At 63.2% G+C, this 21,614-nt stretch carries 26 protein-coding genes; 12 read left to right on the forward strand and 14 right to left on the reverse strand.

Annotated features, from left to right (window positions below):
- Nucleotides 1-149: 149 nt before the first annotated feature.
- Nucleotides 150-821: a transposase gene (locus QX010_RS11250; RefSeq protein ID WP_316179500.1), complete on the reverse strand. Its 672-nt coding sequence runs from the start codon at nucleotides 819-821 to the stop codon at nucleotides 150-152.
- Nucleotides 822-1,069: 248 nt separating this feature from the next.
- Between QX010_RS11250 and QX010_RS11255 the strand changes: the two genes are divergently transcribed.
- Nucleotides 1,070-1,459 carry a hypothetical protein gene (locus QX010_RS11255; protein ID WP_316179502.1) on the forward strand — a complete coding sequence of 130 codons (390 nt, stop codon included), beginning with the start codon at nucleotides 1,070-1,072 and terminating at the stop codon, nucleotides 1,457-1,459.
- Between the two features lie 663 nt (nucleotides 1,460-2,122).
- Here the strand turns inward: QX010_RS11255 and QX010_RS11260 are convergent.
- Nucleotides 2,123-2,386: a hypothetical protein gene (locus QX010_RS11260; RefSeq protein ID WP_316179504.1), complete on the reverse strand. Its 264-nt coding sequence runs from the start codon at nucleotides 2,384-2,386 to the stop codon at nucleotides 2,123-2,125.
- Nucleotides 2,387-3,080: 694 nt separating this feature from the next.
- Here QX010_RS11260 and QX010_RS11265 point away from each other — a divergent pair.
- The 3 genes from QX010_RS11265 to QX010_RS11275 all read left to right on the forward strand — a co-directional run bounded on the left by QX010_RS11265 (nucleotide 3,081) and on the right by QX010_RS11275 (nucleotide 5,893).
- Complete coding sequence (locus tag QX010_RS11265) at nucleotides 3,081-3,959, forward strand: abortive infection family protein (RefSeq protein ID WP_316179505.1); 879 nt, start codon at nucleotides 3,081-3,083, stop codon at nucleotides 3,957-3,959.
- 327 nt (nucleotides 3,960-4,286) lie between these two features.
- Nucleotides 4,287-5,426 (forward strand): ImmA/IrrE family metallo-endopeptidase, encoded by a 1,140-nt coding sequence (locus QX010_RS11270; RefSeq protein ID WP_316179507.1) that lies wholly within the window; start codon nucleotides 4,287-4,289, stop codon nucleotides 5,424-5,426.
- Nucleotides 5,426-5,893, forward strand: a complete 468-nt coding sequence (locus QX010_RS11275; RefSeq protein WP_316179509.1) for a PIN domain-containing protein — start codon at nucleotides 5,426-5,428, stop codon at nucleotides 5,891-5,893. The genes QX010_RS11270 and QX010_RS11275 overlap by 1 nt, the downstream gene beginning before the upstream one ends.
- An 885-nt stretch (nucleotides 5,894-6,778) precedes the next feature.
- Here the strand turns inward: QX010_RS11275 and QX010_RS11280 are convergent.
- Complete coding sequence (locus tag QX010_RS11280; protein WP_316179511.1) at nucleotides 6,779-8,272, reverse strand: FAD-linked oxidase C-terminal domain-containing protein; 1,494 nt, start codon at nucleotides 8,270-8,272, stop codon at nucleotides 6,779-6,781.
- A gap of 208 nt (nucleotides 8,273-8,480) precedes the next feature.
- Between QX010_RS11280 and cycA the strand changes: the two genes are divergently transcribed.
- Nucleotides 8,481-8,876 (forward strand): cytochrome c-550 CycA, encoded by a 396-nt coding sequence (cycA, locus tag QX010_RS11285; protein ID WP_315801889.1) that lies wholly within the window; start codon nucleotides 8,481-8,483, stop codon nucleotides 8,874-8,876.
- Between the two features lie 65 nt (nucleotides 8,877-8,941).
- Here the strand turns inward: cycA and QX010_RS11290 are convergent, their stop codons facing one another.
- Nucleotides 8,942-9,901 carry an alpha/beta hydrolase gene (locus QX010_RS11290; RefSeq protein ID WP_315801888.1) on the reverse strand — a complete coding sequence of 320 codons (960 nt, stop codon included), beginning with the start codon at nucleotides 9,899-9,901 and terminating at the stop codon, nucleotides 8,942-8,944.
- Nucleotides 9,902-10,152: 251 nt separating this feature from the next.
- Here QX010_RS11290 and QX010_RS11295 point away from each other — a divergent pair, with 251 nt between their 5' ends.
- Entirely contained in the window at nucleotides 10,153-10,335 is a 183-nt protein-coding gene (locus QX010_RS11295; RefSeq protein ID WP_015669379.1) for a hypothetical protein, read from the forward strand.
- A 20-nt stretch (nucleotides 10,336-10,355) separates the two neighbouring features.
- Here the strand turns inward: QX010_RS11295 and QX010_RS11300 are convergent, their stop codons facing one another.
- From QX010_RS11300 to ykgO, 3 genes are all read right to left on the reverse strand, one after another.
- Nucleotides 10,356-10,607 carry a hypothetical protein gene (locus QX010_RS11300; protein WP_316179514.1) on the reverse strand — a complete coding sequence of 84 codons (252 nt, stop codon included), beginning with the start codon at nucleotides 10,605-10,607 and terminating at the stop codon, nucleotides 10,356-10,358.
- Between the two features lie 102 nt (nucleotides 10,608-10,709).
- Nucleotides 10,710-11,339 (reverse strand): tetratricopeptide repeat protein, encoded by a 630-nt coding sequence (locus QX010_RS11305; protein WP_316179515.1) that lies wholly within the window; start codon nucleotides 11,337-11,339, stop codon nucleotides 10,710-10,712.
- Nucleotides 11,340-11,441: 102 nt separating this feature from the next.
- Nucleotides 11,442-11,567 (reverse strand): type B 50S ribosomal protein L36, encoded by a 126-nt coding sequence (gene ykgO / locus QX010_RS11310; protein ID WP_006611362.1) that lies wholly within the window; start codon nucleotides 11,565-11,567, stop codon nucleotides 11,442-11,444.
- Nucleotides 11,568-11,821: 254 nt separating this feature from the next.
- Here ykgO and QX010_RS11315 point away from each other — a divergent pair, with 254 nt between their 5' ends.
- The 3 genes from QX010_RS11315 to QX010_RS11325 all read left to right on the forward strand — a co-directional run bounded on the left by QX010_RS11315 (nucleotide 11,822) and on the right by QX010_RS11325 (nucleotide 14,000).
- Nucleotides 11,822-12,706 (forward strand): amidohydrolase family protein, encoded by an 885-nt coding sequence (locus tag QX010_RS11315; protein ID WP_315801885.1) that lies wholly within the window; start codon nucleotides 11,822-11,824, stop codon nucleotides 12,704-12,706.
- Nucleotides 12,707-12,796: 90 nt separating this feature from the next.
- Entirely contained in the window at nucleotides 12,797-13,543 is a 747-nt protein-coding gene (locus tag QX010_RS11320) for a haloacid dehalogenase type II (protein ID WP_316179517.1), read from the forward strand.
- On the forward strand, nucleotides 13,533-14,000 hold the full coding sequence (locus QX010_RS11325) for a YbaK/EbsC family protein (protein ID WP_316179519.1): 468 nt from the start codon (nucleotides 13,533-13,535) through the stop codon (nucleotides 13,998-14,000). Before QX010_RS11320 ends, QX010_RS11325 begins: the two co-directional genes overlap by 11 nt.
- 23 nt (nucleotides 14,001-14,023) lie before the next feature.
- On the opposite strand, the gene QX010_RS11330 is transcribed toward QX010_RS11325, so the two are convergent.
- Nucleotides 14,024-14,932 carry a LysR family transcriptional regulator gene (locus QX010_RS11330; protein ID WP_316179520.1) on the reverse strand — a complete coding sequence of 303 codons (909 nt, stop codon included), beginning with the start codon at nucleotides 14,930-14,932 and terminating at the stop codon, nucleotides 14,024-14,026.
- A gap of 130 nt (nucleotides 14,933-15,062) precedes the next feature.
- Here QX010_RS11330 and QX010_RS11335 point away from each other — a divergent pair, with 130 nt between their 5' ends.
- The 3 genes from QX010_RS11335 (at nucleotide 15,063) to QX010_RS11345 (ending at nucleotide 16,654) form a co-directional block, all read left to right on the forward strand.
- Nucleotides 15,063-15,761: a pirin family protein gene (locus QX010_RS11335; protein ID WP_316179522.1), complete on the forward strand. Its 699-nt coding sequence runs from the start codon at nucleotides 15,063-15,065 to the stop codon at nucleotides 15,759-15,761.
- A 75-nt stretch (nucleotides 15,762-15,836) separates the two neighbouring features.
- Nucleotides 15,837-16,436 (forward strand): NAD(P)H:quinone oxidoreductase, encoded by a 600-nt coding sequence (wrbA, locus tag QX010_RS11340; RefSeq protein ID WP_316179523.1) that lies wholly within the window; start codon nucleotides 15,837-15,839, stop codon nucleotides 16,434-16,436.
- A gap of 71 nt (nucleotides 16,437-16,507) precedes the next feature.
- Nucleotides 16,508-16,654, forward strand: a complete 147-nt coding sequence (locus QX010_RS11345; protein ID WP_315801879.1) for a hypothetical protein — start codon at nucleotides 16,508-16,510, stop codon at nucleotides 16,652-16,654.
- On the opposite strand, the gene QX010_RS11350 is transcribed toward QX010_RS11345, so the two are convergent.
- The 6 genes from QX010_RS11350 to QX010_RS11375 form a co-directional block, all read right to left on the reverse strand.
- A complete protein-coding gene (locus QX010_RS11350) occupies nucleotides 16,641-17,231 on the reverse strand; it encodes a DUF1080 domain-containing protein (RefSeq protein ID WP_316179524.1) in 591 nt (196 codons plus the stop codon). The genes QX010_RS11345 and QX010_RS11350 overlap by 14 nt on opposite strands.
- A 97-nt stretch (nucleotides 17,232-17,328) precedes the next feature.
- Nucleotides 17,329-18,189: a D-amino-acid transaminase gene (locus QX010_RS11355; protein ID WP_315801877.1), complete on the reverse strand. Its 861-nt coding sequence runs from the start codon at nucleotides 18,187-18,189 to the stop codon at nucleotides 17,329-17,331.
- Between the two features lie 113 nt (nucleotides 18,190-18,302).
- Nucleotides 18,303-19,034, reverse strand: coding sequence for an amino acid ABC transporter ATP-binding protein (locus QX010_RS11360; protein WP_316179526.1), 732 nt, complete (start codon nucleotides 19,032-19,034; stop codon nucleotides 18,303-18,305).
- 9 nt (nucleotides 19,035-19,043) lie between these two features.
- A complete protein-coding gene (locus QX010_RS11365) occupies nucleotides 19,044-19,736 on the reverse strand; it encodes an amino acid ABC transporter permease (protein ID WP_315801875.1) in 693 nt (230 codons plus the stop codon).
- 1 nt (nucleotide 19,737) lies between these two features.
- Nucleotides 19,738-20,469, reverse strand: coding sequence for an amino acid ABC transporter permease (locus tag QX010_RS11370; protein ID WP_315801874.1), 732 nt, complete (start codon nucleotides 20,467-20,469; stop codon nucleotides 19,738-19,740).
- 208 nt (nucleotides 20,470-20,677) lie between these two features.
- Nucleotides 20,678-21,592 carry an amino acid ABC transporter substrate-binding protein gene (locus tag QX010_RS11375; RefSeq protein ID WP_315801873.1) on the reverse strand — a complete coding sequence of 305 codons (915 nt, stop codon included), beginning with the start codon at nucleotides 21,590-21,592 and terminating at the stop codon, nucleotides 20,678-20,680.
- Between the last annotated feature and the right edge of the window lie 22 nt (nucleotides 21,593-21,614).

Consider the following 21,614-nt stretch of genomic DNA (forward strand, 5'->3'; position numbering starts at 1 on the left):
ACTCCCCTTGCCGCGCCGTTTCACGCGCTGCATCATCCCGGCCAATTCAGCCAATCGCCGGTTGATCAACCAGCACCATTCGGCATTACGGTGACAGTCCACAAAACTTGAGCAAGGCCGAGCAATGCCTGTTGCCGGGTGCGGCGCGCTCACGCCTCCTCCGCCGGCTTCGGCCCCCGCTTGGCCGGCTTGAGCACGCGCCCGGTCAGCTTCTCGATACGGGCGAGGAAGCGGTCGCTGCCGATCGGGCGGCCGATGCTCTCGGCGGCGCGCAGGCGCGCCAACAGAGCGTCCTCGTCCTCCGGTGGGGCGGACAGCAGGCCGGCCAAGTCCGGGAACATCCGCTTCACCGGCTCGCGCGCGGTGATGCCGTCGTCGCGGTCGCGCAGATGCGCGCGCGTGCTTGACCAGACCCAGTCCTGAGGGCGCGCCACCAGCCGCGCCCGCACCGGATTGAGACTGACATAGCGCAGCGCCGCCGTCAGATGCGTCTCGTCCATCGCTACCGCGCCGAACCGCCCCTGCCAGAAATGTCCGCTACGCCGGCGGCGTGCCTGGATGGTCCCGGCGTAGACGCGATGCACCCGCGACAGCGCCCGGCGCAGCCCGTCGGCATCCGACGGCACCAGGATGAGGTGCACGTGGTTCGGCATCAGACACCACGCCCACACCGCGACGTCAGCCGCCGCGCAATGGGTCGCGAGCAGGTCGCGGTACAGCGCGTAGTCGTCGTCCCCGAAAAAGGTCCGCGCGCGGCCGTTGCCGCGCTGGGTGACATGATGCGGCACACCGGGGATGACGACGCGAGCAAGACGGGCCATGCACCACCCTGCTCGCCCGAGTGATTTGCGTCAAGTTTAGTGCACTGTCACCGTAATTTCTGCACTGTCACCGTGATTTCGTAATTTCAGTAATTCCAAACCAGGCAGATACCCAGAACGGCGGCGACGGTGACGGCGTACTCGCTTTCAGCGTTTGAGTTATATCAACGACAGCCAGAAATTGCGTGTCAGCCTATACGCTGGCGGCGTACCCGTCGTCAGCGGTTCTTCAACATCAGGAGTTGACTATGGCTAGAAGCATTGCTGTCGGTCTTGTTATTCTCGCTATCTCTACATCTGCGGCCTTGGCCGGTCATCGCACTCATCATCATGCAAGAGCCGCTGCGGTTCCGCAGGTCGGGTCGAGCGATAGTGATCGCGACGAATATGGGAATATGCGGGTTAATCCCGGAACTCCGGGCGTCAGTGGCAGCAACGCTGCCCTACATGCAAAAACTCACCGCGATTCCCGCTACAACCCCAAGAGTGACTACAACGCAAACGGGACCATGCGGGTTGATACCGGAACTCCTGGCGTGAGCGGCAGCAATGCTGACCTACATGCCAAAACTCACCGTGATAGCGGCTACAACCCCAAGAGTGACTACAACGCAGATGGGACCATCCGGGTGCATTAGTCGTTTCATCAGCTTGCGACCACATGATCGGCCCGGAGTCGAACAGCGCTCCGGGCCTTCACGTCCACAATAGAAGCTGCCTCGGGGCGAAGGCGTTTTGCCGGTCGCCCGCGAGTTCGGATTACGATATTACGGTGACAGTCCACAAAACTGATCCTGCCCTCTCCGCGTCCGCGCTCACGCCTCCGCCGCCGGCTTCGGTCCGCGCTTCGCAGGTTTGGGCACGCGCCCGGTCAGCTTCTCGATCCGGGCGAGGAAGCGCTCGCTGCCGATGGTTCGGCATCAGGCACCACGCCCACACCTCAACGTCGGCCGCCGCGCAGTGGGTCGCGAGAAGGTCGCGGTACAGCGCGTAGTCGTCGTCCCCGAAAAAGGTCCGCGCGCGCCCGTTGCCTCGCTGGATGATATGATGCGGCAGACCGGCATGACGACACGGGCAAGACGGGCCATGCGCGGTCCTGCTCCGTTCGGGCGGCGCGCGTCAAGTTTAGTGCACTGTCACCGTAACTGCGAGATCGGGTTGGGTGGATCGCGGTCTGTCAGTTCTTGCTATTGGAAGGGACAGGCCGCGTCAGAGCACGCTATTAAGCGGCAAGGTCCGGCGCTGCGCTTCGCCTCGAGTTAAGCGCACTATCACCGCAATTCCCCATGCGCCTGTTAAAATCAGCGCCGCTGCAACGGCGTGACGTCGACCGTAGCGGCCAGCCAAGCGAGCATATCATCGACGTAGCTACGCGTTCGCTCTTCTATCTCGCGAACTTCTGCCTCTTCCCTACGCGCCTTCTTTATTGCCGTGGCGGTCTTTTTGGCTTCCAGAACTGAGTCTATGCCCGCGGCTCCAGCCGTCCCTTTCACAAACAGCCCTGCCACAGCCCGATTGTCCGCAGCTTTGTCTTCGATGTCAGCTAGATAGGACGGCATTCCCATGGCGACCTCCCACGAGCGCCCCGCGAATCTAGTCCGCACATTGTCAATTTTGAGGCTACTCGTCGAATCTCGCTGATCCGCCCTAGGCCCGTTCAGTCACTGGGCTTCAGTGCCAAAGCGGCTAATGGTGTTGGCGTGGCGTAAGCTGAACCAACCTCGCCTCCTATCGGTTCTCAAAAACCGACATAGTCTACAAAAGAGCCTGGATCAGGTGACAGTCCGGCACTGTCACCTAATCGGAGACGGTCTTGCCGGATTTCGCACTGCCAGGATCAAAGAACGCAGCCGTATGGTCGGCGTTGAGGTTTCAGTTGGACGCATGTGAATTCCATCACCACCCTAGCCCGTAGGGCGGATTAGCGAAGCGTAACCCGCCGACTTTTAGAGCCACTGATTTAGGCACGGGAACCCGTCAAGATCGAAATTGGGTGGAGAGCGGCTCTCCCTTTCCTAGCATGAAGGGGACGGGCCAACTTAAGAGACCGCTTCTCAGCGGCAAAGCCCGCTGAGCTATCTATCAGAGCGCACTATCGCCGCAACTGCGTGGAGAACAAAGCCCCCTAGCCGCCATCATCTCGTGCCCCCCCCCAGCCTGTGAGGCGCTGATCCTAAACGTTGCCGTCTAGGACAGGCTTGCAATTTCGGCGGGGCCGGTCGAACATCGGCTGTTATCAGCGAATAGATTGCCTACTGAATGCACATCCATCTCGCTCCACAGTCGGTCGAAGCACTGGCGATGGTGATCTCAGGCGGAGGCGGCAACGACCCCGCGCCACCAATTGGGATCTATCGATCGGGACCGAAGCTCGAATCCTTCATGCGCGGCTGCAACATCGCCATGAGCATTGGCAACGGGTCACGACTGCCCACCTTGATCGAGGCGATTGAACGAGCCAACCGCGTCGGCGACCAGACGATCCTCCGGAACATCATCGAGCGAGCGGCGGACCCTCGCGACTTCGCGTCCGACCCCGATAGGCTGCAGGCCGTCATCGAATACCTCAACGCACGGCTTTCCTTCGACGGGCTTGAGCTACAGCGTGTCGGGCGCCATGTCCGACTAGGGGCGCCAGGCAGGTCAGCCAGCGTTGTTGACGCTTTGGTCACCGCTGCGTCTGTCATTGATTTCGACACCGTGAACCGCGACCTCGAGCGGGCACTTGCGAGCGCCGAGAGCGATCCGGAGGACGCTGTAACGTCCGCCTGCTCGGTCATCGAGAGCGTCTGTCGTTCGGTGCTGATCGAGCTTGAACTACCTCTTCCACCCAAAAAGGATGTGCAAGGGCTCTATCAAGCGGTCCGCGAGCCTCTTGGTCTGACGCCTGATAAGCAGGGTGTCGCGGACGAGATTGCCAATGATGTACGTACAATCCTCGGCGGCCTCAACTCGGTGGTGAACGGTGTGGGCGCTCTCCGGACACACGGCGGGGATGCACACGGACGCGAAAGGGGCTACCGCAGAATCGATCCGCGCATTGCAAGGCTTGCGATTCATTCCGCAAGTACAGTCTCGCTATTTCTCGTGGAGACCTGGCAGAAGAAGTATCCTGCTAGGCAGCTCAAGCTACACTAATTGGAAACGGCCGAGATATCGGTCAGGGAATGGGGGAGGCGTAGCCGTGATCTCAAGGTCGAAGGGGAGCTAGAAGTTGCGGTGAGGCTGCACAAGACCGGCTAGCTGCTGGAGCAAATATCCACGAAGCTAAACCAACTCAGACATTTTGTGCAATGTCAGCGTAACGCCCGACCAGCTCGGCCAATCGCCCGTTGATCAACCAGCGCCATTCGGCGTACAACGCATTTGGAATCTGAATTCTGTTGGACAAGAATTCGGTGGCAGATCAGGCCTCTGCCGGTTAGAGGTCGGCCGCCCGTACAACGTTGTTCTTGGGACTGCACGATGGCCGTCGAGCGACTTCAGATCAATCCATCGGTCTTGACCTGGGCACGAAAGCGCGCCGGCCTCTCGCTCGACGAGGCTAAGCACTTCGGCCGCATTGACGAGTGGGAAAGCGGCGCATCGAGTCCGACTTATGCGCAGCTTGAAGGGCTCGCCTCAGGGCTGAAACTTCCGATATCGGTTTTCTTTTTTCCCGAGCCTCCCGATGTTCCTGATGTCAAGAAGTCGTTCCGAACGCTTCCCGACGCCGAACTGGAAAGCATTCCCAGCCGTGTGCGCCTGCTCGTCAGCAAGGCCACGGCGTTTCAACTCAACTTGGCTGAATTGACGGGTTCTAAGAACCCCGCAGAACGGCAGATCATTCGAGACCTAAGACTTAGCATCAAGGACAATATCGCCACCACCGCCGAAAAGGTTCGCGATTACCTTGGCTTATCTCTGGAAGCTCAGCAACAATTCAAAACCGACGACGACGCGCTGAAGGCTTGGCGCGACGCATTCCAAGCTGTCGGTGTCTTCGTCTTCAAGGACGCTTTCAGAACAGATGACTTCTCTGGCTTCTGTCTCTACGACGAAATATTCCCGCTGATCTACGTTAACAACAGCTCCACTAAAACGAGGCAGATATTCACTCTGTTCCACGAGCTTGCGCACCTGCTATTTCAGACCAGCGGCATCGATACGCTTAGCAGCGACTATATCGACCGGATCGGAGGCGATCAAAAAGCAATTGAGGTTTTCTGCAATGCGTTTGCTGCGGAATTTCTCTTGCCTGAAAAGGAGCTTGCGCAAGCTATGAAAGGTCGCAAGCACGACGAGGCAACCGCTACCGAACTCGCGAACCGCTTTCATGTCAGCCGAGAAGTGATTTTTCGTCGTTTTCTCGATCAGGGCAAGATCACGCAGCAAACCTACCGCGAGGCGACTACTCGCTGGGCACAGCAGCGTGGCGGTGCAGGCGCTCCGGGCGGCGATTACTTCTGGACCAAACTTGCTTACCTCGGCCGCGACTACGTTTCTCTAGCGCTAGATGAGTATCGACGAAATCGCATTAGCGAAACGCAGCTAGCCAACTTCCTCGACGTCAAACCCAAAAGCCTTGCAGGTCTTGAAGAACATTTCGAACGCGGCGCATTATAATGTATGTGTTCGACAACTCGCCTTTCTCGGCTCTGTTTCGGAACTATTACCGAAAGCAATTCCCATCGCTTTGGACTAAGTTCGACCAGATGATCGCGAACAAGTTGATCATATCCACGCGTGAAGTCTTGCGCGAGATTGAGGACGGTTCGCTTGCCGACCTCGCGGACTGGGCGAAGCAGAACCAAGACATCTTTCCCACGCCCACCAACGACGAAGGTCAGTTCGTAACGAAGATATTTTCCGTTCCCCATTTCCAAGCGAACATCGAGAGGCAAAAATTCTATAAGGGCGGTCGGAATGCCGATCCGTTCGTGATCGCCAAAGCCGGCACCGACGGCTTAACAGTAGTCACGATGGAGAAATTCAAAAAGGGGGCCGCTAAGATCCCGAACATCTGCGATCATTTCAAGGTGCCGTGCTTCACGCTTGAGGATTTCATGGCCGCCGAAGGCTGGACTTTCTGAAACCAGAGCTCCGCGCTGAAAAACTTATTTCGTGAATGAATCCAACTCAGAACGTTAAACCGCCCCCTTATGGCGAAATTTTCCTTTCGCTTTTACAGAAATCATGTATAACTTCACCCATCCTGCCTCACCGAGAGGGGCGTACGCGCGGTCGTCACGATACGTGGGGTGGGGATGCGGTGGCCGTGTCGGGTCGCAGCGTGACCTCGCGTCATGCCGACGAACGATTGCGATGCGGACGTGAAATCGTGTGGGCCTGGCCTCCCGGTGCTGAGGCCAAGTCGGCGACGACGCCTCCGCGCGTCGCGTCGACGACGGGGACAAGACAGCCGATCCCCGGGGCGAGCACGTATAAGCGTTAAGACCGCCGCGCAGGGAATGCCGGATGTTCGGCTGCACCTGTGGTACCTGCCGCCTGCATTTTTTTCGCAGGCGGGCCATGGGTGAGGCCTTCACCCGGCATTCCCTGCGCCCTCTCGATTGGTTTGGAGGGCGTGTCGATCGCATCACTCGGGCGGAGAACGCCGCGGGATCGCGAGGTCGTGTCTGCTGTGGGGCCTCATGGTTCGAGACGGCGCTGCGCGCCTCCTCACCATGAGGGTTGAGATTCGAACCGGCATGCACATGGACCGTGAGCAGCCTGCTTATGGAAGGGGGCGAGAGTGCCGGCTTCGATCTGCACGGTTGATGTCGAGGGAGCGACTTGCGCCCCTCACCCTGAGGAGCCCGCCGCTAGGCGGGCGTCTCGAAGGGCGAGGCCCGTACGGTGGCCTCATGGTTCGAGACGGCGCTCGCGCGCCTCCTCACCATGAGGGTCTCCAGCGTTCGCAAGCCGCGAGTGCGAACAGGCATCAGATGACGCAGCTCCGCTCGACAGCGCCCGCCTCAAAACCGCGGCAAGTCCGGAAACGCCAGCTTGCCGCCATGCACATGCATCCGTCCCAGCTCGGCGCAGCGATGCAGGGTCGGAAACACTTTTCCCGGGTTGAGCAGGCCCTGGCTGTCGAACGCGCATTTCACGCGCTGCTGCTGGTTGAGGTCGATCTCGGAAAACATCTCCGGCATCAGGTCGCGCTTCTCGATGCCGACGCCGTGCTCGCCGGTCAGGACGCCGCCGAGCTCGACGCAGCAGCGCAGGATGTCGGCGCCGAACGCCTCGGCGCGCTCCATCTCGCCGGGCTTGTTGGCGTCGTACAGGATCAGCGGATGCAGGTTGCCGTCGCCGGCATGGAACACGTTGGCGCAGCCGAGCTGGTATTTTTCCGACAGCTCGCGGATGCGCGCCAGCGCCTTCGGCAGCGCGCCGCGCGGGATGGTGCCGTCCATGCAGAGATAGTCCGGCGAGATGCGCCCGACGGCGGGGAACGCCGCCTTGCGGCCGGCCCAGAACAGGTTGCGCTCGGCCTCGGAGGTCGAGATGCGGCAGGTGGTCGAGCCGCAGCCATTGGCGATGCTCTCGACGCGGCCGATCAGCTCGTCGACCTCGACGCCGGGGCCGTCGAGCTCGATGATCAGCAGCGCCTCGACGTCGAGCGGATAGCCGGCGTGGACGAAGGCCTCGGCGGCGTGGATGGCAGGCTTGTCCATCATCTCCATGCCGCCGGGGATGATGCCGGCGCCGATGATGCGGGCGACGCATTCGCCGGCGGCCTCGACCTCGGCGAAGCCGACCATCAGCGCACGCGCCGTCTCCGGCTTCTGCAGGATGCGCACGGTGACCTCGGTGACCACGCCGAGCAGCCCCTCCGAGCCGGTGATCAGCCCCATCAGGTCGTAGCCGGCATTCTCGGCGCATTTGCCGCCGATACGCAGCACCTCGCCGGTCATCAGCACGATCTCGCAGCCCAGCACGTTGTTGGTGGTCATGCCGTATTTCAGGCAGTGCACGCCGCCGGAATTCTCCGCGACATTGCCGCCGATCGAGCAGGCGATCTGCGACGACGGATCGGGCGCGTAGTAGAAGCCGGCATGCGCCACCGCCTGGCTGATGGCCAGGTTGGTGACCCCCGGCTCGGTGACGACGACGCGGTTGTCGAAATCAATCTCGCGGATGCGCTTGAACTTGCCGAGGCCGAGCAGCACGCCGTCGGCCAGCGGCAGCGCGCCGCCGGACAGCGACGTTCCGGAGCCGCGCGGAACCACCTTGATGCCCTGGTCATGGCAATATTTCAGCACCTGCGACACCTGCGCGGTGGTCTCCGGCAGCACCACGACCATCGGCGGCTGACGGTAGGCCATCAGCCCGTCGGACTCGTAGGGCAGCATCTCGGCGGCGCTGTCGATGACGCCTTCGCCCGGCACGATTGCACGCAGTGCAGCAATGATCTCGCCACGGCGCGCCAGCACCGCTTGATCTGCCTCCGGCATCATGATCGCCATCGCGTTCCTCCGGCCTCGATTTTGCCCTGGCCTATCAATCACAACCGAAACGGTTTGGATAGGCAGCGGATCAGCATCGACGTTTGCGGCAGAGCAACAAACTCAGCCATTATGCTGATTTGCCTCAGCGCATCCCCGCTTGTGCCTCGCCTGAGGCCATGCCACAACCTGCGCGCAAACTCGTCTCGTAACCCACAGAGCCTGATCCATGAAGAAAATGACTTTGAGCGCGCTCGTCATCCTCGCCTCGTCGTCGCTGGCGTCTGCCGCGCTGGCGCAGGATGCGGCCGCCGGCAAGACGTCCTTCAACAAGTGCCTGCCCTGCCATTCGATCGGCGAGGGCGCGAAGAACAAGGTCGGCCCGGAGCTGAACGGCCTCGACGGCCGCAAGTCGGGCAGCGCGCCGGACTACAACTATTCGGAAGCCAACAAGAATTCGGGCATTACCTGGAACGAGGCGGTCTTCAAGGAATACATCAAGGATCCGAAGGCCAAGATTCCCGGCACCAAGATGACCTTCGCCGGCATCAAGAACGAGACCGAGATCAACAACCTCTGGGCCTATGTGTCGTCGTTCGACAAGGACGGCAAGCAGAAGCAGTAAGCGGCCGCCGGCCGACCCATCAGCTCGCCTGCAAAGCCCCGGCCGACCGCCGGGGCTTTTTTGCATCACGGCGCCACGGCATCGGCCGTGGCGACGGCCGCGACGATGCGGTCGACCTCGCCGGCCACCAGTTCCGGCACCGCGTTCTGGACCATGTGCCCGAGCTCGGGCAGCACGATCAGCCGGCTGTGCGGCACGACCTGGGCGAGCGGGCGGGCATGGATGTCGGTATAGACCGTCCGGTCGGCCTCGCCCGCCACGATCGTGACCGGGACCTTGATCTCGCCATAGCGCGGCGCCTGCTCGATCACGGCCTGCTTCAGGGTGACGAGATCGCGCGCATTGGCGATGAACTCGCGCGGGCGCAGCAGCAGCGGCGTCGCGGTCCGGTCGACGAAATCGTCCGGCATGGCCTGCGGCGCGAACACGCCGCGGGCGCCGGGCGCCATCAGCGCCAGACCGAGCGGCAGCGTGATCGTATGCGCCAGCAATGGCCCGACCACCGGCGTGGTGACGGCCTCGTTGTAGCGCCCGACCCCGCCTCGCCAGGGATACGCGACCGGCGCCAGCATCACGAGGCCCGCGACCCGGTCGGGGAAATCGAGCGCCATGCGCAGGCCGAGCGCGCCACTCCAGGAATGCACCACCAGGACGACCTGGCCGACCCCGAGCCGCGCCAGCGCCTCATCCAGCATGCGGGCCTGAGCGGCGGGCGTGGAATCCTCGGGCCTGAGACGCGGGCTCCAGCCGTGGCCGGGACGGTCGACCAGCAGCACCCGGTGGCGCTGCGCGAGCAGGTCGCCGAGCGGCCTGCGCATCGCCTCGAGGTTCGAGCTGGCGCCGTGGAGCAGCAACAGTGGCGGCTTTTCGCTGTCGCGGGGCCCGATATCCACAAGATTGATCGTCGCACCCTCGACATTGATGGCCTGCCCTTGCGCCGGGTAACGGCGCTCGAGCACCGCCACGCCGGCGCGCGTGAGCATCGCCAGGAGCGCCAAAGTGCCCACCAAGAACATTGAAATCATTGATAGTTTTCTGCCTGTCACAGTGACAGTTACGGTGCAGATCCGCGGGAGTTGCAGATCCAGCCGCGTTGTCTCGTCGTTTCGTCCGGGAATCCTGTCATCACCGCGTCGTCGGCCATTTTATAACCATGGTCGGGACTTTTCCTCGCAATCGGCTGATGGCCGTGAATTACTTCCGGTCGGGTCATTGCTTGGTTTGAGCACGATGACCGGCCCTGAGTTTAGTTTGGTGTTTTGGGAGGGGGTTACCGATGAGTGTTCGTTCAAGCGAGACGGCTATCGACGAGATCGTCGCGAGCTGCAATGGCGATCTCCGTGGCGCGCTGAAGGCGCTGCTGCTGGTCAACGAGCACCTCGAGGCCGAGATCGCGCAGCTTTATGCCGCGGCCGCCCAGTACGGCCTGCCGGACCGCCGCAGCACCGCGTTCCACTGAGCGATCCGACCGGGCGACGATCAGTCCTCGGCTGTGATGTCCTTGTTCGGGCAGGCGTTGATCGTGGAGCGCGCGAGCTTTGCGTCGTCCAGCGACTTAAAGGGGCCGGACGCGAACCAGATGTCGCCCATGGTGGGGGTGACGACCGGATTGCTGGTCACGATCTCGCAGCGATTGGTGGCGCGGTTGCCGACCACCCAGAACATGTCTTCGGCCCACGCGGCCGTGGCCGCCGTCATCACCAGCGCTGCCGCCAGCACCGCACGCGTCATTGCGCCTCTCCTGCCGACAAATCTCGATCAAGCGGCACGTGGGGTTGCGCGGTCCCGCCAGCAAGAGCGGCGATCAGCACATGGTTAACGGCAGGTCCGGCGTCAGATGTCGCGGCCTTCGACCTTTTCGGTCAGCGTCTTGACCAGCTCCGGCACCTTGTCCAGATGCGGATTGACCTCGAGCGCCCTGCGGAACGCGTCCAGCGCCCGCTTTTCCTCGCCGAGATCCTGCATGATCATGCCGAGACCCGCGAGCGCGCCGAAGTGCCGCGGCTCGCGCAGCAGAACCTGCTGGATGTCGGCGAGCGAGCGGCCGTAATCGTTCTGGAGGTAGTAGATCGTGGCGCGGCGGTTCCAGGCCTCGACATAATCGGGCCGGAGCTTGATGACCGAATCGAGCAGCTTGAGCGCGACGTCGTTCTGCTTCGCGTCCATCGCGGCTTTGGACCGCGCCATCAGCAGGGCAACGGTATCGCTGGGGGTCTGCAGCCAGATCGCCCAGATCCGCGCCTCGACGTGCTTGGCGCTGATCTCGTCCGGTGCGGCCTTCAGCGCGCCGAACAGGAAATCGAGGCCCTTGGTCTTGTCGGCCCCGACCTTGGGCAGCTTGGCGGGCGCCTCGGGCGGCTTCGGCTTGGGCGCCGCACGCGGCTCGCCCTGCGCCTGCGCAAGGTGCGGTATGGAAATGACGACGGCGGCGAGCAGGACCGCCCGGAAAGTTCGCTTTGCCATGCGCCGAGTGTAGACGCAGTCAGCGCGTCCTGCAAAGCAGCACACGCGTCAAACGCCTGTGAGCGGAGGACTGGCGACGGCGGCCGGATCAGCCTCGTTCGATCAACCCTGGCGGGCCTTGAAGCGGCGCTGGACCTTGTTGATCACGTAGACGCGGCCCTTGCGGCGGACCAGACGGTTGGCGCGGTGGCGGCCACGCAGCGACTTCAGCGAGTTACGGACCTTCATGGGACATCCTGATACGTTGAAAGGCCGTGTTGGACAGGCCGGAAGTGGCAAATAGAAAGGGAGTTCCGCAAGCGACCAAGCCGCCCGGATTGGCCGGTTTCTAACCACCGGCCCGCCGGATGTCAATCATGGCGGGGCCGGGCTTCAACAGAACCTGCCGGCCAGCGGCCCACCAATCCAACTTGGCGATTGCCAAATTTGTTATATCCTATAATCAATTTTCCAAAGCCAAGAACCAACCGCCGGGAACGCCCATGCCCAAGCTCGCTCTGCCCAAGATCGACGACGTCGTCGCCATCGACATCCATACCCATGCCGAGGAGCCCTGCGGCATGCATGCGGATGACGGCTACGACGATTTCCAGGCCCAGATGGCCGACTACTTCAAGTCGCCGCACAAGCATCCGCCGACGGTGCCGGAGACCGCCGCCTATTATCGCTCGAAGAACATCGCCGCGGTGATCTTCCCGGTCGACGCCGAGCGCGAGACCGGCTTCCGGCGCTACAACAATTACGAGATGCTCGAGGTCGCCTCCGACCATCTCGATGTGCTGATCCCGTTCGTCAGCATCGATCCGCACAAGGGCAAGCTCGGCGTCCGCGAGGCGCGCAAGCTGATCGAGGAGTATGGCGTCCGCGGCTTCAAGTTCCACCCGACCATGCAGGGCTTCTACGCCAACGACCGGCTCGCCTATCCGCTGTACGAGGCGATCAATGACGGCGGCGCGATCGCGCTGTTCCACACCGGCCAGACCGGCGTCGGCTCGGGCATGCCGGGCGGCATGGGCATGCGGCTGAAATACTCCAACCCGATGTACATGGACGACGTCGCGGCCGACTTCCCCGACCTCAAGATCATCCTGGCCCATCCCTCCTTCCCCTGGCAGGAGGAGGCGCTGTCGGTGGCGACCCACAAGCCCAACGTCTACATCGACCTCTCGGGCTGGTCGCCGAAGTACTTCCCGCCGATCCTGGTGCGCTACATCAACTCGATCCTGCAGGACAAGATGCTGTTCGGCTCGGACTGGCCGGTGATCACGCCCGACCGCTGGCTCGCCGACTTCGCCAAGCTCGACATCCGCGACGAGATCCGGCCGAAGGTCCTGAAGGCCAACGCGCGCAGGCTGCTCGGGATCTGAGATCGTTCGGTCCGCAAGGATCGTGCTAGTCTACGCGGGCGCGGTGGCCCATCGGTCATCGCGCCTGTTCGAGGTGGTCAGGTGAGCGCCATGCCGTTCAAAGCCATCGTCTTCGACGCCTATGGCACGCTGTACGACATCCAGTCGGTAGCGGCGGTCACTGAGCAGGCTTTTCCCGGCCACGGCGACATCATCACGCAGATCTGGCGCATCAAGCAGCTCGAATACACCTGGCTGCGCTCGCTGATGCAGCGCTACGAGGATTTTTCGGTCGTCACCCGCGAGTCGCTGCTCTATACGCTGCGCGTTCTCGGCCTGCAGGCCGATGCGATCACACGCGATCGCATCATCGCCAAATATCTCGATCTCGATCCCTACCCTGATGCACGCGCCGCGCTCGCCGCGATGAAGGACCGCCGGCTCGCGATCCTCTCCAACGGCAGCCCCGCGATGCTCGACGGCCTGGTGAAGGCCAGCGGCTTCGATGCTATGCTCGATGCGGTCATCAGCGTCGATGCCCACAAGATCTTCAAGCCGAGTCCCGAAGCGTATACGCTGATCGCGGAGACACTTGGACTTGCACCCGCCGAGGTGCTGTTCGTGTCCTCCAATCCCTGGGACGTCTGCGGCGCCAAGGCCTTCGGCCTCAACGTCGCCTGGATCGAGCGCGTCACTCCCGAAGCCATGGCGGCCGCCTGCAACAAGACCGATCTCGTGTCCCCGCTCACGATGTTCAAGGCGCTGCGCACCCAGATGGACGAGTTGGGTTTTGCGCCCGATTATCGTATTGCTGCGCTCTCCGAATTGCCTGAGATCGTCAACACGCATGAGCCTTGAATCCGTCCGCGCCTTCTTCGCTGAAAAAGCCCCCGACATCGACGTCCTCGTCTCCAGCCAGAGCTCCGCAACCGTGGCGCTCGCGGCGGAAGCCTATGGCGTGGAGCCGGCCCGCATCGCCAAGACGCTGTCGTTGCGCGTCGGTGAACGCGTCATCCTGATCGTCGCTGCCGGGAACGCCCGCATGGACAACAAGAAGGTCAAGGCGCAGTTCGGCGGCAAGCCGAAGATGCTGGGTCTCGACGAGGTCGCCGACATCACGGGGCACGAGGTCGGCGGCGTCTGCCCGTTCGGGCTGAAGTCGCCGCTGCCGGTGTATTGCGATCTGTCGCTGAAGGCCTTCGACATCGTCGTGCCCGCGGCGGGCTCGACCCACAGCGCGGTGAAGATCACGCCGGATCGCATGGCCGAGCTGACAGAAGCGGCATGGGTCGACGTCTGCGAGGTGCAGTCCTGATCGGCTGAGATCGGCGGGCGCGCTCATCGCTTCTTCGCCTTCGCGAGCTCCTTCACCAGAAACTCCGAGAGCACCTCGACCCGCGCGGGGCGCGGGCCGCCGGGCGGCATCACCAGGTGCATCGCGCCTTCCGGCTGGCTCCAGCCCTTCAGCACCACCTCGACCTCGCCCGACGCGATCGCGTCGCCCACGATGAAATCCGGCAGGTCTGCGATGCCGAGCCCGGCGCGCACCGCCGGCAACAGCGCCTCGCCATTGTTGACGCGCAGCTGTCCCGCCGGCCGCACGCTGGCCTGCTCGCCGGCCGCATTGGTGTAGTGCCAAACGCCAGCGGTGGAGAGATAGGCGTAGCCGAAGCACTTGTGCTCGGCGAGATGCATCGGGTGCGTCGGCCGGCCGTGGCGCTTCAGATAGGACGGCGCCGCCACCGTGTAGCGCGGCATGGCGCAGAGCCGGCGCGCGAGCAGCGAGGAGTCCGGCAGCCGCGCGATGCGCAGTGCGAGATCGAAACCTTCGCCGATCAAATCGACGGTGGCGTCGCTCATGTGGAGGTCGATCGAGACCTCCGGATATTGCTCCAGGAACGCCGGCAGCAGCGGCGCGATCTTCTTGACGCCGAAGGTCATCGGCACGGCGAAACGCACCAGACCGCGCGGCGTCAGTGACTGCGCGAGCGCCTCGGTCTCCGCCGCCTCGCCATCGGCGAGCAGCTGCGCGGCGCGCTCGGACAGCCGCTGACCGGCATCCGTCAGCGCCAGGCGCCGCGAGGTGCGGTTGAACAGCCGCGTGCCTAGACGCTCCTCCAGCCGGCTCACCGCCTTGGAGACGGAGGCCTTGGAGAGGCTCAGCTCCTGCGCGGCGCCGGCGAAGGAGCGCAGCTCGACGACCTTGGCGAAGATCGCCATCGCCTCGAAATCCGGAAGTCGCGCCATTCCTTCAAATCTCTCTTTTGGAAACAATAGGTTTCAATAGTTTCTATTTCTATACTCCGGTCGCCGCCTTATTCCAATGCCCAACGGCACGGCGGCACCGGCCGACCGTTGCAACCACAGGAGCAGACCCATGATCGAACTGAAGCCCTTTGCGGCGCTGGGCGGCGCCGACCACGGCTGGCTCAAGGCCAGGCACCATTTCTCGTTCGCGAGCTACTACGACCCCAGCAACATGGGCCACGGCGCCCTGCGCGTCTGGAACGATGACGAGATCGCACCGAACACCGGCTTCCCCGCGCATCCCCATCGCAACATGGAGATCATCACCTATGTCCGCGAGGGCGCGATCACCCATCAGGACAGCCTCGGCAACAAGGGCCGCACCGAGGCCGGCGACGTCCAGGTGATGAGTGCGGGCAGCGGCATCCGCCACTCCGAGTACAATCTCGAGCCGACCACGACCCGGATCTTCCAGATCTGGATCGAGCCGACCACCGACGGCGGCCAGCCGACCTGGGGCGCCAAGCCGTTCCCGAAGTCCGATCGCTCCGGCAAGCTGGTGACGCTCGCGAGCGGCTTCGCAGATGACGGCGACGCGTTGCCGATCCGCGCCAAGGCACGCGTACTCGGCACCACGCTGAAGGCCGGCGAGACCGCCGAGTACGATGCCGACAAGGCCCGGCATATCTATCTCGTGCCTGCCGCCGGAAGCGTCGAAGTGAACGGCGTCCGCGTCAACGCTCGTGACGGCGCCGCCATCCGCGACGAGGCCACGCTGAAGATCACGGCGCTCGAAGATTCCGAACTGGTGCTGGTCGACGCCGCTTAAGTCTGTTTCGCGATCCCGGTCGGCTCTCCGGCCGGGACGCCCTCCCCGATCACTCGCATTCCCACGGAGACTTCCATGACCAAGGTTCTCGTTCTCTACTATTCCGCCTACGGCCACATCGAAGCGATGGCCAACGCCGTCGCCGAAGGCGCCCGCGAAGCCGGCGCCGCCGTCGACATCAAGCGCGTGCCGGAGCTCGTGCCCGCCGACGTCGCCAAGGCCTCGCACTACAAGCTCGACCAGGCCGCACCGGTTGCCAAGGTCGAGGAGCTCGCCAACTATGACGCCATCATCGTCGGCACCGGCACCCGCTTCGGTCGCATGGCCTCGCAGATGGCCAACTTCCTCGACCAGGCCGGCGGCCTCTGGGCCAAGGGCGCGCTGAACGGCAAGGTCGGCGGCGCCTTCACCTCGACCGCGACCCAGCATGGCGGCCAGGAGGTCACGCTGTTCTCGATCATCACCAACCTCTTGCATTTCGGCATGACCATCGTCGGCCTCAACTACGGCTTCGCCGGCCAGATGAAGCTCGACGAGATCACCGGCGGCTCGCCCTATGGCGCGACCACCATCACTGGCGGCGACGGCAGCCGGCTGCCGAGCGAGAACGAGCTGGCGGGGGCGCGCTATCAAGGGCGCGTGATCGCCGAGACCGCAAAGAAGCTGCATGGCTGACGCGACTGGGGCGGCACTTCCGTCACCGGAGCGCCGCCCCATCTCGTCGGAAGAAAGTGAGGGAGTCCGCAATGCCCGCCATGCTCGAACTGGTGACGCTGGCCAGGCTGGCCCGCCATCCTCTGCAGATGATGGCGCGCCATTGGTACTGCAAGGGCCTTTACCGCGCGAGCCGTGGTCAGCGCCGCTGCCCGGAATGCACCGCTATAGCGGCTTGATCTGCACCTTCTTGAACTTCACGACGCCCGAGCCGTATTGCAGGGCGATCGGCCCCGCAGCATGCTTGCTGTCGTCGACGTCGGCGGTCTTCTCGCCGTTGAGCATCACGGTCAGCCGCGTGCCCTTGGCGGTGATCTCGTAGGTGTTCCACTTGCCGCCGGCCTTCGGCATCGGATCGACCTTGGACACGTCGACGATGGCGCCGGTGCCGTATTTCGGATCGGGCCGCTTGTCGAAGATGTTGACCTCGTAGCAGATGTTGGAGTCGATCTTCGCCGACTGGTCGCAACGGATGAAGATGCCGCTGTTGGCGGCGTCGTCGACCCAGAACTCGGCCTTGATCTGGAAATCCTTGTAGCTGGCCTTGGTGACCAGATAGGACGGATCCTTGCCGTCGAGCTTGTCGGCCATCAGCACGCCGTCCTTCGCCTCCCAATTGGCCTTGCCGACCTCGGCGAATTCGACCTTCTTGTCACCGTCGACCAGGGTCACCCAGCCGTCATCGGCGAATGCCGTCCCCCAGCTCGCGCCCGCAATCAACAGTCCGGCCGCAAGCCCGCACAAGCGATACCGCATCGAAACGCCTCCCCGTTTTTGTTTGGTTCGCCGCCACGATAGCAAAGCGCCGGACGAAGCAAACGGGTTTCGATGCTGCATCTGCTCTCTCGTCGAACTACACCGCCGTCGCGCGCGCAAAATCGACATAGATCTCGCGCAGCCGCGCCGCGACCGGGCCAGGCTTGCCGTCGCCGACCGGCTTGCCGTCGATCGTGACCACCGGCTGCACGAACGAGCTCGCGCTGGTGATGAAGGCCTCCTTCGCCGCGAGCGCCTCCTCCACGGTGAACAGCCGCTCCTCGACCTTGAGCTGACGCTCCTCGGCGAGCTTCACCACCGCCTTGCGGGTGCAGCCCGGCAGGATCGCGTTGGAGTTCGGCCTGGTGACGATGACGTCGTCCTTGGTCAGGATGAAGGCGGAGGACGAGCCGCCCTCGGTCACGTGACCATCCTCGACCATCCAGGCCTCTCCAGCGCCGGCGGCCGCAGCCGCCTGCTTCGCCAGCACCTGCGCCAGCAGCGCGACGCTCTTGATGTCGCGCCGCGCCCAGCGGATGTCGGGCACGGTGATGACGCCGATGCCCGCCGTCGCCGAGGGTGCATCGACGATGTTCTTGGCGGTCACGAACATCACCAGCGTCGGCTTGACGTCGCCTTTCGGAAACGGGAAGTCGCGGCCCTTGTCAGCGCCCCGCGTGACCTGCAGATAGACCATGCCCTGGTCGAGCCGGTTGCGCGCGACCAGCTCCTTCTGCAGCGCCTCGATTCGCGCCAGGCTCTCCGGCAGCGCCAGCCCGATCTCGCCGACCGAGCGCTCCAGCCGGGCGAGGTGCGAGGCGCTGTCGACCAGCTTGCCGTCGAGCACCGCCGCCACCTCATAGATGCCGTCGGCGAACAGGAAGCCGCGATCGAGCACCGAGACCTTGGCCTCGGACAGGGGCACGAAGGCGCCGTTGACGTAAGCGATGGGGTCCAAGGCGGTATCTCCTTTCTCATCAGCGCACGCATAGTCCTTAGCATGCGCCGATCGTTTCTCTCGCCGTCATTCCGGGGCGATGCGCAGCATCGAACCCGGAATGACGGGTCTAACTAGTGCGACAAAATCTTCGACAAGAACTGCTGCGCGCGCTCGCTGCGGGGCTGGCCGAAGAACTCATCCTTCTTGGCGTCCTCGACGATCTCGCCGCGGTCCATGAAGATGACGCGGTGGGCGACCTTCCTGGCAAACCCCATCTCGTGGGTCACGACCATCATGGTCATGCCCTCGCGGGCGAGATCGACCATGACGTCGAGCACCTCGCTGATCATCTCCGGATCGAGCGCCGAGGTCGGCTCGTCGAACAGCATCGCGATCGGGTCCATGGCGAGCGCACGCGCGATCGCGACACGTTGCTGCTGGCCGCCCGAGAGCTGCGCCGGAAATTTCTGCGCCTGCTCCTTCAGCCCGACGCGCTCCAGCAGCTTCATGCCCTTGGCGGTCGCTTCCTCGTGACCGCGCCCCAGCACCTTCTGCTGGGCGAGGCAGAGATTTTCGATGATCTTCAGATGCGGAAACAGCTCGAAATGCTGGAACACCATGCCGACGCGCGAGCGCAGCTTCGGCAGGTTGGTCTTGGGATCATTGACCTTGAGACCATCGATCGTGATCGTGCCGTCCTGGAACGGCTCCAGCGCGTTGACGCATTTGATGAGGGTCGACTTGCCGGAGCCGGAGGGACCGCAGACCACCACCACCTCGCCCTTGGCGACCGATGTCGTGCAGTCCTTCAGCACCTGGAAGCTCGGGCTGTACCATTTGTTGACGTGGCTGATTTCGATCATGGGAGCCGACTACCTGATGATGGCGATGCGCGACTGCAGGCGGCGGACGCCGTAGGACGCAATGCAGGAGATGGTGAAGTAGATCAGGGCCGCGAACAGATACATCTCGACCAGCCGGCCGTCGCGCTGCGCGACCTTGGAGGCGGCGCCGAGGAAGTCCGGGATCGAGAGCACGTAGACCAGCGAAGTGTCCTGGAACAGCACGATGGTCTGGGTCAGCAGCACCGGCAGCATGTTGCGGAACGCCTGCGGCAGCACGACGTAGCGCATGGTCTGCGCATAGGTCAGTCCGAGCGCCGAGGCCGCGGCCGGCTGACCGCGCGAGATCGACTGGATGCCGGCGCGCATGATCTCGGAGAAATACGCCGCCTCGAACATGATGAAGGTGATCAGCGAGGAGGCGAAGGCGCCGACCTTGATCGGCCGCGACGATCCGGTGATCCACTGCCCGATATAGGGGACCAGGAAGTAGAACCAGAAGATCACCAGCACCAGCGGCAGCGAGCGCATGAAGTCGACATAGAGCCCGGCGATCCAGCCCATCACGCGATAGCCGGACAGCCGCATCAGCGCGATCATGGTGCCGAAGACGAGACCGCCAAAAGCCGACAGCGCGGTCAGCGTCAAGGTGAATGTCATGCCGTCGATGAACAGGTAGCTCAGCGAGCGGCGGATGACGTCGAAATCGAAATTGGCCAGCATCTCATTTGCCCGTGATGTAGCCAGGGATCGCCACCGCGCGCTCCAGCAGGCGCATGCCGATCACGACGATGACGTTGATGACGAGATACATCAGCGTTGCGGCGCTGAACGCCTCGAACACCTGGAAGGAGAATTCCTGCATCTCGCGGGCGGCGCCCGTCAGCTCGATCAGACCGATCGTGATCGCCACGGCGCTGTTCTTGACCGTGTTGAGAAATTCGGACGTCAGCGGCGGCAGGATGATGCGGAAGGCCATCGGCAGCAGCACGTAGCGATAGGCCTGCAAGGTGGTGAGGCCGAGCGCGGTCGCCGCCATCATCTGGCCGCGCGGCAGCGAGCCGATGCCGGCCGCGAGCTGCACCGCGACGCGCGCCGACATGAACAGCCCGATGCCGACCGCGGCCGTATAGAACGGCGCATTCGGCATCTGTTTCAGCCACAGGCCGGCGGTTCGCGGCAGCAACTCGGGCAGCACGAAGAACCACAGGAACAGCTGCACCAGCAGCGGCATGTTGCGGAAGAACTCGACATAGACGAAGCCGATCCAGGTCGCCAATTTCGAGGGCAGACTGCGCAGAATGCCAACGATCGTGCCGCAGATCAGCGCGATCACCCAGGCCGACAGCGAGGTCACGATGGTGACCTTCAGCCCCGACAGCAGCATGTCGAAATAGGTGCCGGCCCCGGTCGGGTTCGGCTCCAGGAAGATGTGCCAGTTCCAGGTGTAGTTCACGGGGGTGTCCTGAAGTGATAGCTCGCGGTCGGTTTACGCAATGTCGCCACGAGCGACACTGCGCTCCCCTCCCCCCGCGCGAAGCGGGGAGGGGTCGGGGTGGGGGTCTCAGCAAAGACTGCCCCTGCGGGCCCCCCTCCCCAACCCTCCCCCACAAGGGGGGAGGGAGCGCACCGGCGTCGCGGCACGAGCTTAATGCGACTTCACCTTACGGCTTGTACGAATCCGGATCCGGCGAGTCCGACGGCTTGGCGAACTCGGCCTTCAGCTCAGCCGAGATCGGGGTGTTCAGGTTCAGGCCCTTCGGCGGGATCTTCTGCATGAACCACTTGTCATACAGCTTGGCGCCCTCGCCGCTGGTGTAGATCTTGGCGGTCGCAGCATCGACGACCTTCTTGAACTGCGGATCGTCCTTGCGGAGCATGATGCCGTAGGGCTCCGGCTTGGAGAACGCATCCTTGGAGATGACGTAGGCGGCCGGATCCTTGGAGCTAGCGACGAGGCTCGACAGCAGGATGTCGTCCATCACGAAAGCCACGGCGCGATCGGTCTCGACCATCAGGAAGGCTTCGGCGTGATCCTTGGCCGGGATGATGTTGATCCCAAGATTGCGTGCGGCATTGGCTTCGGTGAGCTGCTTGATGTTGGTGGTGCCGGCAGTCGACACGACCGTCTTGCCCTTCAGATCATCAATCTTGTTGATGTTGCTCGACTTCTTCGAGACGTAGCGGCTCGCCGTCAGGAAGTGGGTGTTGGTGAAGGAGATCTGCTTCTGGCGCTCGGCATTGTTGGTGGTGGAGCCGCATTCCAGATCGATGGTGCCGTTGGCGAGCAGCGGGATGCGGGTCGACGACGTCACCGGATTGAGCTTCACGTCGAGCTTGTCGAGCTTGAGCTCCTTCTTCACGGCATCGACGATGCCCATGCAGATGTCGATGGCAAAGCCGATCGGCTTCTGATTGTCGTCGAGATAGGAGAACGGGATCGAGGAGTCGCGCACGCCCAGCGTGATCGCACCGGTCTCCTTGATGTTCTTCAGGGTCCCCGTCAGGTCCTCGGCCTGCACCTGGCCGGCGCAGAGCGCGGCGGCGACGGCAAGACCGAATAGGCGAAGCTGCTTCATAACTGATCTCCTCAATCCGGCT

This window comes from Bradyrhizobium sp. SZCCHNRI1009, assembly GCF_032487575.1.
Taxonomy (GTDB): Bacteria; Pseudomonadota; Alphaproteobacteria; order Rhizobiales; family Xanthobacteraceae; genus Bradyrhizobium.

Excerpts from the sequence above, each read along its gene's own strand:
- QX010_RS11250 (WP_316179500.1), bottom strand. The coding sequence starts at position 821 with ATGGCCCGTCTTGCTCGCGTCGTCATCCCCGGTGTGCCGCATCATGTC.
- QX010_RS11255 (WP_316179502.1), top strand. The coding sequence starts at position 1,070 with ATGGCTAGAAGCATTGCTGTCGGTCTTGTTATTCTCGCTATCTCTACA.
- QX010_RS11260 (WP_316179504.1), bottom strand. The coding sequence starts at position 2,386 with ATGGGAATGCCGTCCTATCTAGCTGACATCGAAGACAAAGCTGCGGAC.
- QX010_RS11265 (WP_316179505.1), top strand. The coding sequence starts at position 3,081 with ATGCACATCCATCTCGCTCCACAGTCGGTCGAAGCACTGGCGATGGTG.
- QX010_RS11270 (WP_316179507.1), top strand. The coding sequence starts at position 4,287 with ATGGCCGTCGAGCGACTTCAGATCAATCCATCGGTCTTGACCTGGGCA.
- QX010_RS11275 (WP_316179509.1), top strand. The coding sequence starts at position 5,426 with ATGTATGTGTTCGACAACTCGCCTTTCTCGGCTCTGTTTCGGAACTAT.
- QX010_RS11280 (WP_316179511.1), bottom strand. The coding sequence starts at position 8,272 with ATGGCGATCATGATGCCGGAGGCAGATCAAGCGGTGCTGGCGCGCCGT.
- cycA (WP_315801889.1), top strand. The coding sequence starts at position 8,481 with ATGAAGAAAATGACTTTGAGCGCGCTCGTCATCCTCGCCTCGTCGTCG.
- QX010_RS11290 (WP_315801888.1), bottom strand. The coding sequence starts at position 9,901 with ATGATTTCAATGTTCTTGGTGGGCACTTTGGCGCTCCTGGCGATGCTC.
- QX010_RS11295 (WP_015669379.1), top strand. The coding sequence starts at position 10,153 with ATGAGTGTTCGTTCAAGCGAGACGGCTATCGACGAGATCGTCGCGAGC.
- QX010_RS11300 (WP_316179514.1), bottom strand. The coding sequence starts at position 10,607 with ATGACGCGTGCGGTGCTGGCGGCAGCGCTGGTGATGACGGCGGCCACG.
- QX010_RS11305 (WP_316179515.1), bottom strand. The coding sequence starts at position 11,339 with ATGGCAAAGCGAACTTTCCGGGCGGTCCTGCTCGCCGCCGTCGTCATT.
- ykgO (WP_006611362.1), bottom strand. The coding sequence starts at position 11,567 with ATGAAGGTCCGTAACTCGCTGAAGTCGCTGCGTGGCCGCCACCGCGCC.
- QX010_RS11315 (WP_315801885.1), top strand. The coding sequence starts at position 11,822 with ATGCCCAAGCTCGCTCTGCCCAAGATCGACGACGTCGTCGCCATCGAC.
- QX010_RS11320 (WP_316179517.1), top strand. The coding sequence starts at position 12,797 with ATGCCGTTCAAAGCCATCGTCTTCGACGCCTATGGCACGCTGTACGAC.
- QX010_RS11325 (WP_316179519.1), top strand. The coding sequence starts at position 13,533 with ATGAGCCTTGAATCCGTCCGCGCCTTCTTCGCTGAAAAAGCCCCCGAC.
- QX010_RS11330 (WP_316179520.1), bottom strand. The coding sequence starts at position 14,932 with ATGGCGCGACTTCCGGATTTCGAGGCGATGGCGATCTTCGCCAAGGTC.
- QX010_RS11335 (WP_316179522.1), top strand. The coding sequence starts at position 15,063 with ATGATCGAACTGAAGCCCTTTGCGGCGCTGGGCGGCGCCGACCACGGC.
- wrbA (WP_316179523.1), top strand. The coding sequence starts at position 15,837 with ATGACCAAGGTTCTCGTTCTCTACTATTCCGCCTACGGCCACATCGAA.
- QX010_RS11345 (WP_315801879.1), top strand. The coding sequence starts at position 16,508 with ATGCCCGCCATGCTCGAACTGGTGACGCTGGCCAGGCTGGCCCGCCAT.
- QX010_RS11350 (WP_316179524.1), bottom strand. The coding sequence starts at position 17,231 with ATGCGGTATCGCTTGTGCGGGCTTGCGGCCGGACTGTTGATTGCGGGC.
- QX010_RS11360 (WP_316179526.1), bottom strand. The coding sequence starts at position 19,034 with ATGATCGAAATCAGCCACGTCAACAAATGGTACAGCCCGAGCTTCCAG.
- QX010_RS11365 (WP_315801875.1), bottom strand. The coding sequence starts at position 19,736 with ATGCTGGCCAATTTCGATTTCGACGTCATCCGCCGCTCGCTGAGCTAC.
- QX010_RS11375 (WP_315801873.1), bottom strand. The coding sequence starts at position 21,592 with ATGAAGCAGCTTCGCCTATTCGGTCTTGCCGTCGCCGCCGCGCTCTGC.